Genomic DNA, 13,620 nt, shown 5'->3' with positions numbered 1-13,620 from the left:
CTCTTGGAGAGTTGTTCTCCCAAATTTCTCCCAAACCGTTTAGGAGAGGCCCTGAAGCACAAATCAGCCCCTGTCCACGTCTGCTGTGGACAGGGGCTGACCTGTATCTATCTTCATCGGGGTGACAGGATTTGAACCTGCGACCTCTTCGTCCCGAACGAAGCGCGCTACCAAGCTGCGCCACACCCCGGTGGGAACGAGTAGAACTCTACATCATGTTCTTCCCAGCTCCGAATCGGACCCCCTCATTACGGCCCTGACCAGGCATGACCGGCCTCGGAACGAGGGTCAGCAGCGAGGCTTCCGGAGGGCAGCAGAAACGCACCGGGGCGTAGGGCGAGGTGCCCATGCCGGCCGACACGTTCATCCACATGTGGGAGCCCCAGCGGGAGACGCCGCGGGCGCGGCCGCGGTCGAGCTCGCAGTTCGTGACCAGGGCGCCGTAGAACGGGACGCGGAGCTGGCCGCCGTGGGTGTGGCCCGCCATCACGAAGTCGTAGCCGTCGGCGGCGAACGGGTCGAGGACGCGGGGTTCCGGGGAGTGCGTGACGCCGAGGCGCAGGGCGGCCCTGGGGTCCGGGGTGCCGGCGATGTCGGCGTAGCGGTCGCGCTTGAGGTGCGGGTCGTCGAGGCCCGCGGCGAACACGGTCTGGCCTGCGACCTCGATGGAGCGGCGGACGTGGGTGAGGTCGTGCCAGCCGCGTTCGATCATCCCGGCGCGCAGGTCGCGCCACGGGAGGGTGACGCCGTGGATGCGCTTGGTCTTGGCCGAGGGCAGCAGGTAGCGGACCGGGTTCTTCATCCGCGGGGCGTAGTAGTCGTTGCTGCCGAAGACGAAGAGGCCGGGGCGGTCCAGCAGGGGGCCCAGTGCGCGCAGGACGGCGGGGACGGCGTCCTTGTGGGCGAGGTTGTCGCCGGTGTTCACGACCAGGTCCGGGTCCAGGTCGTTCAGCGCGGCGACCCAGCGCTGCTTGGAGACCTGGTTCGGGGTCATGTGCAGGTCTGAGATGTGCAACACCCTCATCGGCTTGGCGCCGGGGGCGAGAACGGGGACCGTCGCGGTGCGCAGGGTCCAGTGCCTTCTCTCGATTCCCGCCGCGTACGCGATGGTCGCGGTGCCGAGGGCGGTCGTGGCGAGGAGCGCGCGGCCGAGCTTGTTCACGTGTCAAGGGTACGGAAGACGGATAACTCGATCGGCGCCGCATCCGGCGGGCGGTACCGTTCTGCGCCATGGCGGAGTTGAAGACGCGGCTGCAGAACGACCTGACTGCGGCCATGAAGGCCAGGGAGACGGTCACGGCCGGCGCTCTGCGCATGGCCCTCACGGCGGTGACGAACGAGGAGGTCGCGGGCGAGCAGGCCCGTGTGCTCAGCGACGACGAGGTCGTGAAGGTGCTGATGCGCGAGGCCAAGAAGCGCAAGGAGGCCGCGGAGGCCTTCGCGGGCGCTGGGCGCGCGGAGAAGGCCGAGCTGGAGCGGGCCGAGCTCGCCGTTCTGGAGGCGTACCTGCCGAAGCAGCTCGACGACGCCGAGATCGCGTCCATTGTGGACAGGGCGGTGGCCGCGCTGGCCGAGCAGTCCGGTGAGACGCCCGGCCCGAAGCAGATGGGTCAGGTCATGAAGGCCGTCAACGCCGAGGTGGCCGGTCGCGCCGAGGGTGGCCGGGTGGCCGCCGCGGTGAAGGCGAAGCTGACCTCCTGAGAACGGGAAGGCCCCTCCGCGGAGGGGCCTTCGTCAGGCCGGCACGCGGTCGCGCCGCCGGGCGAGCAGCCAGCCGATCCCCGCCACCGCCAGCCCGCCCGCGCCGACCACCACGTACCCGAGCGGTGCGCCGCCGTGGTCGATCGCCACGCCGGCGAGCGGTGAGCCGATCGCGCTGCCGATGGTGAACGCCGAGCCCTGCAACCCCATGGCGAGCCCGCGTGCCGTGGCCGGGGCGAGCCGGCTGATGTGCTCGCCGGACGCCGCGATCAGCGGCGCGCACATGAGGTTCATCGGGATGAGCAGCAGGCACAGCCACAGCACGCTGCCGTCGCCCAGTCCCACCGGCATCTCGAACAGCCCCATCAACGCCAGCAGCACGAGCACGCTCGGCGTCCGCTTCACGCCGCCGTAGACCAGGCCGCCGGTGATCGACGACGCGCACATCGCGAAGAACGCGATCCCGAGCCAGCTCTGCTTGCCGGCGTGCTCCAGGCTCGCGATCGTCGAGACCTCCATGCCCACCAGGCAGAGCGTCGCACCCGCGCACACCACGAACACCCCGACGACCGGACCGCGCAGCCATTCCCGCACCCGCGGCTTCGGGCCGTCGAGGACCTCGTCCTGGTGCACCATCGGCGGGTTCGCCGCGTACAGCAGGACACCCGCGACCAGGATCGAGATGCCGATGGAGACCAGCGCCGCGCTGGTGGAGAACCGGGTCGCCACGAACACCCCGAGCGCGGGACCGGCCATGAACGACAGCTCGACGGAGATCGAGTCGAGCGACAGCGCGACCCGGCGCTGCGCCACCGGCACCAGCGCGGTGACGATCTGCCGGCCGACCGACATCATCGGCACGCTGAGCAGGCCCACGGCGAACGACGCCGCCAGCAGCACCCAGTACGACATCAACGGCGCGACCAGCCAGAACGTGCCCGACGCCGTGACGCTCAGCGCGAGCATCGTGCGCAGGCCGCGTTCGTCGATCAGCTTGCCCATCAGCGGGGCGCCCAGCCCCATGCCGACGGTGCCGGCCGCGCCGACGAGCCCGGCCGCGCCGTAGCCCTTGTCCAGCGTGACGGCGACGTGCAACGTGAGGATCACGCCGGTCGCCGCCGACGGCATCCGCGCAAACAACATCAACAGCACCAGCGGGCGGACCCTGGGCAGCGCGAGGACGTGTTTGAACGGGGCGAGGTTCACACCCCATGCTTACTTTGCCTGGCTAATGATTTAACAGCGCGTTTTCTTGATGTACTCAAGATCACACGGAGTAGAGGTCCTCCAGCGCCCGGTAGGCCTTCGCCACGAACGGCCGGGCCATCGCGTACCGCGTGATCGCGTCCGGGTCCGGCGTGATCGTCCTGATCGGCCGCACGAGGTCGACGGTCAGCGACTCGATCACGCCCAGCGACCGCCACGCCAGCAGCGCGGCGCCCACGGCCGAGCCGCCGCTGTCCTCGGTGAGGTGCAACGGCATCCCCAGCGCGTTCGCCAGCACCTGCGCCCAGACCTGCGCGCGGAACGCCCCGCCGGTGATCCGGATCGACTCGACCAGCGGAACGGCGTCGAGCACGAGCGCGAGCTGCTGGCAGGCGCCCTCGACGAGGGCCTTGGTGATCTGCGCCGGCGTGTGTTCGCGGCGCAGGCCGAGCAACGCGGCGTGCGCGGTCGGGTCCCACCACGGCGCGCGTTCGCCGAGCAGGTACGGCAGCGCCACCAGCCCGTCGGAGTCGGCGTGCAGCGCCTGGTCGAGCAGGTCGCCGACCGGGACGCCGAACGTCTCGGACGCCCACTGCGCGACCACACCGCCGTTGCTGATCGCCCCGCCCCGCACCCACAGCCCCTCGGCGATGGCGTAGCTGAACGTGCGGCCCTGGTCGTCGATGCCCGGTCCCAGCTGGGCCACCCGCAGCGCACCCGAGGTGCCGAGCGACACCGCCCCCGCGCCGGGCGTGGCCGCGCCGACGCCGAGGTTGCCCAACGGCCCGTCGCCACCGCCGACGACGACCGGAATCCCCTTGCGCAGCCCCGGGATCTCCGCGGTCAACGGGGTGGCGTGCGTGGGGTCGACGAGCGGCGGGAGCTGGTCCGCGGTGACCCCGGCGAACTCCAGCGACGGCGCGTGCCACTGCAGCGAGTGGATGTCCATCAGGCCCGTGCCGGAGCCGGACGAGTGCTCGTTCAGCAGCACGCCGGTCAGGTGCAGGTGCACGAAGTCCTTGATCTCGCACCACTTCGCGGCCCGCACGCCGTTCTCGTGGAACCAGGCGAGCTTCATCAGCGGCGTGAACGAGTGGATCGGCGCGCCGGTCATCCGGTGCAGCTCGCGCCCCTCCTCGGTGCCGCGCAACCGTTCCGTCTGCTCGACCGCGCGGTTGTCGGCCCAGCTGAGCGACTCGGTGACGGGCCTGAGGTCCGCGTCCAGCCCCATGATCGTGTGCATCGCGCCGGTCAACGCGATGGCGCGCACGTCGTCGGAGGCCAGCTCGCGCAGCGCGTCGAACGCTGCCGCGAGCACCACCAGCGGGTCGTGCGTCGCCTCAAGACCGCTGGTGCGCATGGGATATCTGCGCTCGGTCGAGGCGACCACGCGCGCCTGCTCGTCCACCGCGACCACCTTCGTGGCCGTGGTGCCGAGGTCGACCGCCAGGACGATCACGACTCGCCCTCCGCCGCGCTGAAGACCGCGAAGCTCGGCGAGGTCCGCAGCGGTTCCCAGAACTCGGCGCCGCGGTCGTCGTCCGGCAGCACGACGGGGTGGCGCGTCACGTCCACGAGCCCGGCACGCCGCAACGCCTCGTCGAACACGCCGCGCTCCCAGAAGAAGGAGTCGAAGTCGAACGGCGGGTCGCCCAGCACGTGCACGCCGACCGGCTGCTTGACGTCCATCGGCCCGGTGCGGGTGATCTCGTAGCCGTAGCGGCCGTACTGCGCGAACAGGTCCCAGTCGCCGTCCGGGTTCGGCACCACGACGACGAGCCGCCCGCCGGGCGCGAGGTTCGCGGTCAAGTTGCCGATCATGACGTCGAGCGCGCGCACGTCGTCGGCGTACCCGAGCAGCCACACGGCCGTGACGACGTCGAACTCGCCGAGCACCGGCAGGCTCGTGGCGTCGTGCTGGGCGTAGGTGATGCCGCGCGGTTCACGGTCCTCGACGTACCGGGCGTAGCCGACCATCTCACCGGCCGAGTCGACGCCCACGATCCGCGTCGCACCGAGGTCGTGGAAGAGCCGCGGGTAGAAACCGGTGCCGCAGGCCACGTCCAGCACGCTCCGGCCGCGCACGTCCCCGACGGCCGACAGCAGCGTGGCGCGTTCGGCCAGTCCGGTCGGGATGTGCTTGGCGCGCTCGTAGACCGCCCCCAGCGCGTCGTACTGCTCGTCGCTCTCCGCCATGCCGACCACCCTAGGTGGGCGGGTGGCGGCGGAACCACTCCCCGGCCGCCTGCGCGGTGGGTCCGGGTCGTTGCAGCGGCTCAGGTCTCATTCGGACAGCAGAAGGCCCCTGTCACCGGAGTCGGCTCGGGTGACAGGGGCCCTCCACGTCGGCTCAGAGGCGCTTCGCGAGCTCTTCCGCGACCTCGTAGGTGTTCAGCGCGGCGCCCTTGCGCAGGTTGTCGCCGCACACGAAGAAGTCGAGCGTGTTCGGGAAGTCCAGCGCTTGCCGCACGCGGCCCACGTACGTGGGGTCGCCGCCCACGACCTCGGCGGGCGTCGGGAACTTGCCCGCCGCCGGGTCGTCGACGAGGACGATGGTCGGCTGCTCGGAGAAGATCTTGTGCGCCGCCTCGACGGTGACCTCGCGGGCGAACGTCGCGTGGACGGCCAGCGAGTGCGTGGTCACGACGGGGACGCGCACGCAGGTGGCGGAGACCTTCAGGTCGGGGATGCCGAGGATCTTGCGGGCCTCGTTGCGGACCTTCAGCTCCTCCGACGACCAGCCGTCGTCCTTCACCGAACCCGCCCACGGCACCACGTTCAGCACCAGCGGGGCCGGGAACGGCGAGTCCTCGGCGGACAGGCCGGCGGCGGACAGCGCCTGCGCCACGTCACCCGCGACGACCCCCGCCTCCTTGCCGGCCAGCGCGCTGATCTCGGCGTACAGGCGGTCGATGCCGGACTGGCCCGCGCCGGACGCCGCCTGGTAGGAGGCGACGACGAGTTCCTTGAGCTCGAACTCGCGGTGCAGGGCACCGAGCGCCGCCATCATCGACAGCGTCGTGCAGTTCGGGTTCGCGATGATGCCGCGCGGGCGGTTGTCGATCTGGTCCGCGTTGACCTCGGGCACGACCAGCGGCACGTCCGCGTCCATGCGGAACGCGCCGGAGTTGTCGATCGCGATGGCACCGCGCTCGGCGGCGATCGGGGCCCACTCGGCCGAGACCTCGTCCGGCACGTCGAACATCGCGATGTCGACGCCGTCGAAGGCCTCCGGCGAGAGCGCGACGACCGTGAGCTCCTGGCCGCGCACGTTGATCTTCTTGCCCGCCGAGCGCGCGGACGCGATCAGCCGGATCTCGCCCCACGGCACGGAGGAGCGGGTGTTCATGATGTCGATCATCACGGTGCCCACGGCACCGGTCGCGCCCACCAGCGCGAGCACGGGGGCGGTCATCGGCCAGTCCCTGCGTAGACGACGGCCTCTTCGTCGGTGCCCAGGTCGAACGCGTCGTGCAGGGCGCGCACGGCGTCGTCGAGCTGGGTGTCGCGGCAGATGACCGAGATGCGGATCTCCGAGGTGGAGATGATGTCGATGTTGACGCCGGCCGTGGCCAGCGCCTCGCAGAACGTGGCCGTGACACCGGGGTGCGAGCGCATGCCCGCGCCGATCAGCGACACCTTGCCGACGTGCTCGTCGTAGAGGACCTGGTCGAACCCGATCTCGCCGCGGGCCTTCTCCAGTGCGGCCACCGCACGCGGGCCGTCGTCCTTCGACAGCGTGAACGTGATGTCGGTGCGGCCGGAGGCGGCCTGCGAGACGTTCTGCACGACCATGTCGATGTCGAGCTCCGCCTGCGCCACCACCCGGAAGATCTTGGCCGCGATGCCGGGGTGGTCGGGGACGGCGGTAACGGTGATCTTGGCTTCGGACCGGTCGTGCGCGACGCCGGTGATCATCGCCTGTTCCACGGAAGCGTCCTCCACTGAACCGGACACGATGGTTCCGGTCTTGTTGCTGAACGACGAACGGACGTGCACGGGGACGCCGTAGCGGCGGGCGTACTCCACACAGCGGAGCATCAGCACCTTCGCGCCGCAGGCGGCCATCTCGAGCATTTCCTCGTAGGTGATCGTGTCGAGCTTCCTCGCGTTCGGCACGATGCGCGGGTCGGCGGTGTAGACGCCGTCCACGTCGGTGTAGATCTCGCACACGTCGGCCTTCGTCGCCGCCGCGAGCGCCACCGCCGTGGTGTCGCTGCCGCCGCGGCCGAGCGTGGTGATCTCCTTGGAGTCCTGGCTCACGCCCTGGAACCCGGCAACGATCGCGATCGCCCCGTCCGAGAGCGCGTCCTGGATCCGGCTCGGCGTCACGTCGATGATCCGGGCCTTGCCGTGCACGGACGTCGTGATCACGCCGGCCTGCGAGCCCGTGTAGGACCGCGCCTCGGCACCCAGCGTGTTGATCGCCATGGCGAGCAGCGACATCGAGATCCGCTCACCCGAGGTGAGCAGCATGTCGAGCTCGCGCACCGGCGGCACCGGGGCGACCTGGTGGGCGAGGTCGAGCAGCTCGTCGGTCGTGTCGCCCATGGCCGACACGACGACAACGACGTCGTTGCCCGCCTTCTTGGTCGCGACGATGCGCTCGGCCACGCGTTTGATCCGCTCGGCACTTCCCACCGATGAACCGCCGTACTTCTGGACGACGAGCGCCACCGACCCAACCTCCCTCACACGCGACTAAAACCGCACGTCGTAGGCAGCCTACCCGGACCACCTGGTGAGACTCTGGAGCCGTGATGCGCGTGACTACTCTGTCCGGGTGTCGTCAGTCGATGTGGTGGAGGCTTCTCCCTCGATGCCCGAACGCGCTCCGCGACCCCGCGTCGGCGAACTGCTGAGACACCCCGCCGCGCTGTGGGTCGCCCCGGCGCTCATCTACCTCTTCGTGCGCCAGCTCGGCCTGGTCGTGCTCGGCTGGATGGTCGACCACCAGAACAGCCGCGGCGGCACGCGGATGACCGTGGCCGGCGAGCTGGGCTCGTGGGACGGCGAGTGGTTCCTGGCGATCGCCGAGCACGGCTACAACGGCGTGCCGATGCGCCTGGTCGACGCGGCGGGCAAGCGGTCGGCGGAGACCCCGCTCGCGTTCTTCCCCGGCTACCCGGCGCTGGTCAGGTGGGTCGACGGCCTGCCGGGCGTGAGCGTGCAGGGCGCGGCGTTCGCGGTGAGCCTGATCAGCGGCCTGTTCTGCGCGTACGGCCTGTTCGTGCTCGGCCGCGCGGTCCGCACCGGCTCCTCGCGTGCCGGTCTGGTGCTGGTCACGCTGTTCGCCGCCTCCCCCATGGGCATCGTGCTGTCGATGACCTACTCCGAGGCCACGTTCTGCGCGTTCGCCGTGTGGGCGCTGGTCGGCGTGGTGCGCAGGCAGTGGGTCGTGGCGGGTGTCTGCTGCGCGGCCGCGGGTCTGGTCCGCCCGACCGCGGGCGCGCTGATCGCGGCGGTCTGCCTGGCCGCCCTGGTCGCGGTCCTCGGCGACCGGCGCGACTGGCGGGCGTGGGCCGGTGGCCTGGTCGCCCCGGTCGGCCTGCTGGGCTACCTCGGCTGGGTGGCCGTCCGCACCGGCGACCTCGCCGGCTGGTTCGGCGTGCAGCAACGCGGCTGGGGCTCGAAGTTCGACGGCGGCGAGGCGACCTGGACGTTCGCCCTGCAACACCTCGGCGAACCGCGCTCGGCGCTGGAGATCGGCACGGTCTGGCTGCTGGTGCTGGCCATCGCCCTGGTCGTCTACGCCTTCCAGCGCCGCCTGGAGTGGCCGCTGGTCGTCTACGGCATCGGCGTGCTGGTCATGGACCTCGGCTCGAACGGCCTGATGAACTCGAAGGCCCGCCTGCTGCTGCCGGCGTTCACGCTGCTGGTGCCGCTGGCCCTGGTCCTCGCGCGCCGCCGGCTGTCCACCCTCGTGACCGTGCTCGGCGTGACCGTCCTGTTCAGCGCCTGGTTCGGTGCGTACGCGCTCGCCGTTTGGGACTATGCGATCTGATGAACGAGCTGATCTCGCAGCGCTGGAGCCCTCGCGCCTTCTCCGCTGACGCCACCGTGTCCGACGACGAGCTGCGCGTGCTGCTGGAGGCCGCCCGCTGGGCCCCGTCGCACGGCAACAGCCAACCCGCCCGGTTCGTCGTGGGCCACCGCGGCACCCCGACGTTCGACAAGGTCTTCGACACCCTGCGCCCCGGCAACCAGACGTGGGCGGTGCGCGCCTCCGTGCTGCTCGTCGGCTGCGTGCTCACGACCGACGACCGCGGACCGATCCCGAACGCCGAGTTCGGCCTGGGTCTCGCGATGGAGAACATCGCCCTGCAGGCCGTCGACCTGGGCCTGGTCACGCACATGATGGGCGGCTTCGACGGGGAAGCCACCCACACCGCGTTCGCGATGCCCGCCGACGTGCGCCCGCTGGTGGCGATGGCCGTGGGCCGGATCGGGGACCTCGCGGACCTGCCGGAGGACCTCCAGGCTCGCGAACAGCGGGAACGCCAGCGGTTGCCGTTGTCCGAGACGGTGTTCACCGGCACCTGGGGCGAGTCACTGTTCGGTTGAGAAGTACTTCGTGGCGACCTCGTTGTGCAGCGGGAACGCCAACGGCTCGCACTCGAAGATGACCTTCCGCTCGGACGCCTCCTCGTTCGGCACGAACGGCGGCATGTCCTCGGCGTTGATGGCGGGCGCGGTGGCGAACAACAGCACCGTGCCGCCGTCCGGCGTGGACACGAAGTGCAACGGCCGCAGCTCACCGGGGTCGACGCTGACGCCGGCCTCCTCTTCGAGCTCGCGCGCCGCACTGCACTGCCACGACTCGCCGCGCTCCATGAACCCGCTGACGAACGCCAGCTGCCCGACCGGCGGGATGGCGCGCCGCACCGTGAGCAACCCGGTCCTGGGCCCGTCCTTGACCGGCACGAGCAGCACGACGACCGGCGACGGGTTCGCCCACACCATGTGCGCACAGCGGGGGCACTTGCGGGGGTATGCGGACGTGTCCGCGTACGCGGTGCCGCAGTTGTCGCAGAAGTCGTCGCGCGCCATGGTCAAACGCTAGCCGAGACGCCTCACGAGTTTGAGGACGATCGCTCGAACGGCCAGCCAGAAGATCGCCGCCAACCCGAAGTTGACGATGGTCCGCAGCTTCGCATCACTCGGCTCGAACAGGTTCCTGAACGCCAAGGACACCGGCTCGGCAATCGCCTTGACGGTGCTGGTGATGGGATTTTCCGGGTTGGCCCCGCCGACGGTGAGCACGACGTGAACGACGAGCACCACCGCCAGCGCGAGGCCGACCCAGCTCAAGATCCCTGCGACGATTCCGACCACGCGCGTACGCATGGGTCAGGAATCTACTCTTCAGTAGCGTGACACCGCGCGGGCGAGCAGGCCGGTGACGACCAGCCAGAACACGGCGGCGAGTCCGTAGTTGAGCAGGACATCGACGTTGTAGTTGCCCGTGGCGAACAGACCGGGGAAGAACAGGGCGAGCGGTTCCGCGAGGGAGCCGACAAACCGGAAGAACGCGTTGGCCTGGTTCGCGCCGAGCACGATCATGAGGATGTACAGGACCTCGATGATCGCGAAGACCGCACCGATGCCGCTGATCACGCGTGAAGCCGTGCCGCGGCCACTAGTCGTACGTAATCTGGACATACCTGAAAACTTCCCGGGTTTGTGTTGCTTCAAACCGCAGGCTTGCGCAGGGGTCCCCTTTGTTTTCGGCGCCCCTGCGTTCGACCGTACTCGCTTGCACCGACAGGGTCATTGCGCTGAGCTGGACGGACGCACGGGCCGACCGGCGCGGGCTTTGGTCGAGCCGGAGCCCCGGGAACAGCCGCCTCGCCAGGCTGGAAGTACGCCGCGCCGAACAGCCACGTCCCACGATCCGGTCGTCGAGTTCCATCTCCCCCTCCCCTATGGCTACTCTGTTCGGCGTGTGGCGTTCCCTCCTGCTTCGCTGCCGTGACGGGGTCTGATCCAGACCGGCCCCCCGTCGCGGGACTCAGCGTTGCCGCCGGTCGTCTGATTCACGACCAGCAGGAGCTACCCCGAAATGTCTGCCTCACCTGACGCGTACACCTCCGGTTCGAGCCGCATCCGCCAGCCCGCGCGCCCGGCCCCGTCGACGCAGCCCTCCTGGAACCCGCAGCTGGGCAGCAGCATGCCGTTCCACCGCTACCGCCCGTTCCACGAGGTGGTGGAGGTCGTCGACGTACCCGACCGCACCTGGCCGGCCAAGCGCGTCGAGAAGGCGCCGCTGTGGTGCGCGGTCGACCTGCGCGACGGCAACCAGGCGCTGATCGACCCCATGTCGCCCGCGCGCAAGCGGAAGATGTTCGACCTGCTGGTGCGGATGGGCTTCAAGGAGATCGAGGTCGGGTTCCCGGCGGCCAGCCAGACCGACTTCGACTTCGTCCGGGAGATCATCGAGGACGGCGCGGTGCCGGACGACGTGACGATCCAGGTGCTGACGCAGTGCCGCGAGGAGCTGATCGCGCGGACGTTCGAGTCGCTGCGCGGGGCTCGCAAGGCGATCGTGCACTTCTACAACTCGACGTCGATCCTGCAGCGGCGGGTGGTGTTCCGCAGCGACCGCGAGGGCATCAAGAAGATCGCCGTGGACGCCGCGAAGTTCGCGAAGGCGCAGGAGGCGGGCTACCCGGAGACCGAGTTCCGCTACGAGTACTCGCCCGAGTCCTACACCGGCACCGAGCTGTCCTACGCGCTCGAGGTCTGCAACGCGGTCACCGCGGTCATCCAGCCGACGCCGGAGCGGCCGCTGATCATCAACCTGCCCGCCACCGTCGAGATGGCCACGCCGAACGTCTACGCGGACAGCATCGAGTGGATGTCGCGCAACCTGGACAGCCGCGACTCGATCATCCTGAGCCTGCACCCGCACAACGACCGCGGCACCGGCGTCGCCGCTGCGGAGCTGGGATACCTGGCCGGTGCTGACCGGATCGAGGGCTGCCTGTTCGGCAACGGCGAGCGGACCGGCAACGTGTGCCTGGTGACGCTGGCGATGAACATGTTCAGCCAGGGCATCGACCCGCAGCTCGACTTCAGCGACATCGACGAGGTCCGCAGGACCGTCGAGTACTGCAACCAGCTGCCGGTGGCCGAGCGGCACCCGTACGGCGGTGACCTGGTGTTCACCGCGTTCTCCGGCTCGCACCAGGACGCCATCAAGAAGGGCCTGGAGGCGCTGGAGGCCGACGCGAAGGACGCGGGCCAGCACGTCGACGAGTACCCGTGGGAGGTCCCGTACCTGCCGATCGACCCGAAGGACGTGGGCCGCAACTACGAGGCCGTCATCCGGGTCAACTCGCAGTCCGGCAAGGGCGGTGTGGCGTACCTGATGAAGCAGGAGCACCACCTGGACCTGCCGCGCCGGCTGCAGATCGAGTTCTCGCGGGTGATCCAGGAGGTCACCGACACGCAGGGCGGCGAGATCGGCCCGAAGGAGATGTGGGACGCCTTCGCGGAGGAGTACCTGCACGGCAAGGTCCCGCTGCACCTGCTGCGGCACCGGGCGTCGTCGGACGGCAGCGGGCGCGAGGAGATCACCGCCGTGCTGCTGATCGACGGCGAGGAGCACGAGATCACCGGGGCCGGCAACGGCCCGATCGCCGCGTTCGTCGACGCGCTCGCGTCCATCGGGTACGACGTGCGGGTCATGGACTACGCCGAGCACGCGCTGTCCGCCGGTGACGACGCCCGCGCGGCCGCCTACGTGGAGTGCGCCGTGGGCGACCGCGTGCTGTGGGGCGTGGGCATCGACTCGTCGACGGTGGCGGCGTCGTTCCGCGCGATCGTCAGCGCCGTCAACCGCGCTAACCGGTAGCGACGGACGGGGAGGACGCGTGCGGCACCAGCTGCCGCGGCGCGCCCTCCCCGTTCGCCGGCACGGCCCAGATGCCCTCGCCGGGCAGGCCGTAGGCGATGGTGTCGTCGTCGAGCCACACGACCTGGTCGTCGATCCCGCGGGTCTCGGCCAGCGGTGTCTCCACCATCGTGGTCAGGTCGAGCACGTGCTGGCGCCACGGTCGCGCGCCGTCGCCGGGCACGCGCTTCTTGAACGCCACCTTCTTGCCGTCCGGTGACAGCGACGGGCATTCCGCGTTCTCCCGCAGCGTTGTCGCGGACTCGTCGGTCGAGTCGCCGCGCACCAGGTAGGTCTTGCCGGCGGTGCTCATCGTGGCGAAGTAGGTGCGGTCGTCGGTGGCGAACGTGACGCCCCACCAGTTCATGTCGTTGGTCGTCTTCATGCCGGCGACGCTCGTGCCCTCGACGTTGCTGGCGTAGACCTCGGTCTCCTGGTCGAAGATCGCGGTGCGGGTGGAGAACGTGCCGGCCTGCGCGTACGAGTCGCCGGTGACGAACGTCGTCCACGACGCCATCCGCCCGTCCGCGGACAGCTTGGCGCGGTTGGGCACGCCGTCGACCTCCACTCGCCGGCGCTCGGTCAGGCCGCGGTCGACGAACACCGCGGTCGCACCGGGCAACGGGCCCGCGGCGTCCGCGAGGCACAGCCCCCGGCCGCCGGAGGTGTAGAAGCGCTTGCAGGACAACGAGCTGACCCGTCGTGGACCGGACGGGTCGGTCAGCGGCACGGACGCCACCTTGCCGCTCGCCTCGTCCACGAACAGCAGCCGGCCGGACGAGAGCTCGACCGGACCCCGTTCCACGGCAACGGAGATC

General features: G+C 70.1%; 14 protein-coding genes and 1 tRNA gene. 4 read left to right on the top strand and 11 right to left on the bottom strand.

The annotated features are described in order from the left end of the window. Window positions 1–116: 116 nt before the first annotated feature. A tRNA-Pro gene (locus tag ACZ7CH_RS36960) sits at window positions 117–190 on the bottom strand. 18 nt (window positions 191–208) lie between these two features. Next, on the bottom strand, window positions 209–1,162 hold the full coding sequence (locus ACZ7CH_RS36955) for a metallophosphoesterase (RefSeq protein WP_360385041.1): 954 nt from the start codon (window positions 1,160–1,162) through the stop codon (window positions 209–211). Between the two features lie 68 nt (window positions 1,163–1,230). On the opposite strand from ACZ7CH_RS36955, the gene ACZ7CH_RS36950 reads away from it, so the two are divergent. After that, window positions 1,231–1,701, top strand: coding sequence for a GatB/YqeY domain-containing protein (locus ACZ7CH_RS36950; protein ID WP_360385039.1), 471 nt, complete (start codon window positions 1,231–1,233; stop codon window positions 1,699–1,701). A 33-nt stretch (window positions 1,702–1,734) separates the two neighbouring features. Here the strand turns inward: ACZ7CH_RS36950 and ACZ7CH_RS36945 are convergent, their stop codons facing one another. The 5 genes from ACZ7CH_RS36945 to ACZ7CH_RS36925 all read right to left on the bottom strand — a co-directional run bounded on the left by ACZ7CH_RS36945 (window position 1,735) and on the right by ACZ7CH_RS36925 (window position 7,584). Beyond that, window positions 1,735–2,907 (bottom strand): MFS transporter, encoded by a 1,173-nt coding sequence (locus ACZ7CH_RS36945; protein WP_470369644.1) that lies wholly within the window; start codon window positions 2,905–2,907, stop codon window positions 1,735–1,737. 61 nt (window positions 2,908–2,968) lie between these two features. Continuing rightward, complete coding sequence (locus ACZ7CH_RS36940; RefSeq protein ID WP_470376053.1) at window positions 2,969–4,366, bottom strand: gluconokinase; 1,398 nt, start codon at window positions 4,364–4,366, stop codon at window positions 2,969–2,971. Further along, on the bottom strand, window positions 4,363–5,103 hold the full coding sequence (locus ACZ7CH_RS36935; protein WP_470376052.1) for a class I SAM-dependent methyltransferase: 741 nt from the start codon (window positions 5,101–5,103) through the stop codon (window positions 4,363–4,365). The genes ACZ7CH_RS36940 and ACZ7CH_RS36935 overlap by 4 nt, the downstream gene beginning before the upstream one ends. Window positions 5,104–5,257: 154 nt before the next feature. Beyond that, window positions 5,258–6,322, bottom strand: coding sequence for an aspartate-semialdehyde dehydrogenase (locus ACZ7CH_RS36930; protein ID WP_360385031.1), 1,065 nt, complete (start codon window positions 6,320–6,322; stop codon window positions 5,258–5,260). After that, window positions 6,319–7,584, bottom strand: coding sequence for an aspartate kinase (locus tag ACZ7CH_RS36925; RefSeq protein WP_360385028.1), 1,266 nt, complete (start codon window positions 7,582–7,584; stop codon window positions 6,319–6,321). Before ACZ7CH_RS36925 ends, ACZ7CH_RS36930 begins: the two co-directional genes overlap by 4 nt. A gap of 106 nt (window positions 7,585–7,690) precedes the next feature. On the opposite strand from ACZ7CH_RS36925, the gene ACZ7CH_RS36920 reads away from it, so the two are divergent. Both ACZ7CH_RS36920 and ACZ7CH_RS36915 read left to right on the top strand, forming a co-directional pair. Then, window positions 7,691–8,911, top strand: a complete 1,221-nt coding sequence (locus ACZ7CH_RS36920; protein WP_458429698.1) for a hypothetical protein — start codon at window positions 7,691–7,693, stop codon at window positions 8,909–8,911. Then, window positions 8,911–9,471 (top strand): nitroreductase family protein, encoded by a 561-nt coding sequence (locus ACZ7CH_RS36915; protein WP_470369648.1) that lies wholly within the window; start codon window positions 8,911–8,913, stop codon window positions 9,469–9,471. Before ACZ7CH_RS36920 ends, ACZ7CH_RS36915 begins: the two co-directional genes overlap by 1 nt. Here the strand turns inward: ACZ7CH_RS36915 and ACZ7CH_RS36910 are convergent. From ACZ7CH_RS36910 to ACZ7CH_RS36900, 3 genes are read right to left on the bottom strand one after another with little or no spacing between them, the layout of a single operon-like run. Then, window positions 9,457–9,957 (bottom strand): NUDIX domain-containing protein, encoded by a 501-nt coding sequence (locus ACZ7CH_RS36910; RefSeq protein ID WP_360385022.1) that lies wholly within the window; start codon window positions 9,955–9,957, stop codon window positions 9,457–9,459. The genes ACZ7CH_RS36915 and ACZ7CH_RS36910 overlap by 15 nt on opposite strands. A 9-nt stretch (window positions 9,958–9,966) precedes the next feature. Continuing rightward, window positions 9,967–10,254: a hypothetical protein gene (locus ACZ7CH_RS36905; RefSeq protein ID WP_360385020.1), complete on the bottom strand. Its 288-nt coding sequence runs from the start codon at window positions 10,252–10,254 to the stop codon at window positions 9,967–9,969. Window positions 10,255–10,272: 18 nt separating this feature from the next. Beyond that, window positions 10,273–10,569 (bottom strand): hypothetical protein, encoded by a 297-nt coding sequence (locus ACZ7CH_RS36900; RefSeq protein WP_360385018.1) that lies wholly within the window; start codon window positions 10,567–10,569, stop codon window positions 10,273–10,275. Between the two features lie 400 nt (window positions 10,570–10,969). On the opposite strand from ACZ7CH_RS36900, the gene leuA reads away from it, so the two are divergent. Continuing rightward, window positions 10,970–12,763 (top strand): 2-isopropylmalate synthase, encoded by a 1,794-nt coding sequence (leuA, locus tag ACZ7CH_RS36895; RefSeq protein ID WP_470376051.1) that lies wholly within the window; start codon window positions 10,970–10,972, stop codon window positions 12,761–12,763. Here leuA and ACZ7CH_RS36890 read toward each other — a convergent pair. After that, the gene (locus ACZ7CH_RS36890; protein WP_470376080.1) at window positions 12,753–13,619 is read right to left on the bottom strand and encodes a hypothetical protein; all 867 of its coding nucleotides are present in this window, start codon (window positions 13,617–13,619) and stop codon (window positions 12,753–12,755) included. The genes leuA and ACZ7CH_RS36890 overlap by 11 nt on opposite strands. Between the last annotated feature and the right edge of the window lies 1 nt (window position 13,620).

The organism is Lentzea sp. NPDC037011 (genome assembly GCF_055607425.1).
The sequence above is the reverse complement of the archived record's forward strand: the minus strand, read 5'-3'. Positions and strand labels throughout refer to the sequence as shown.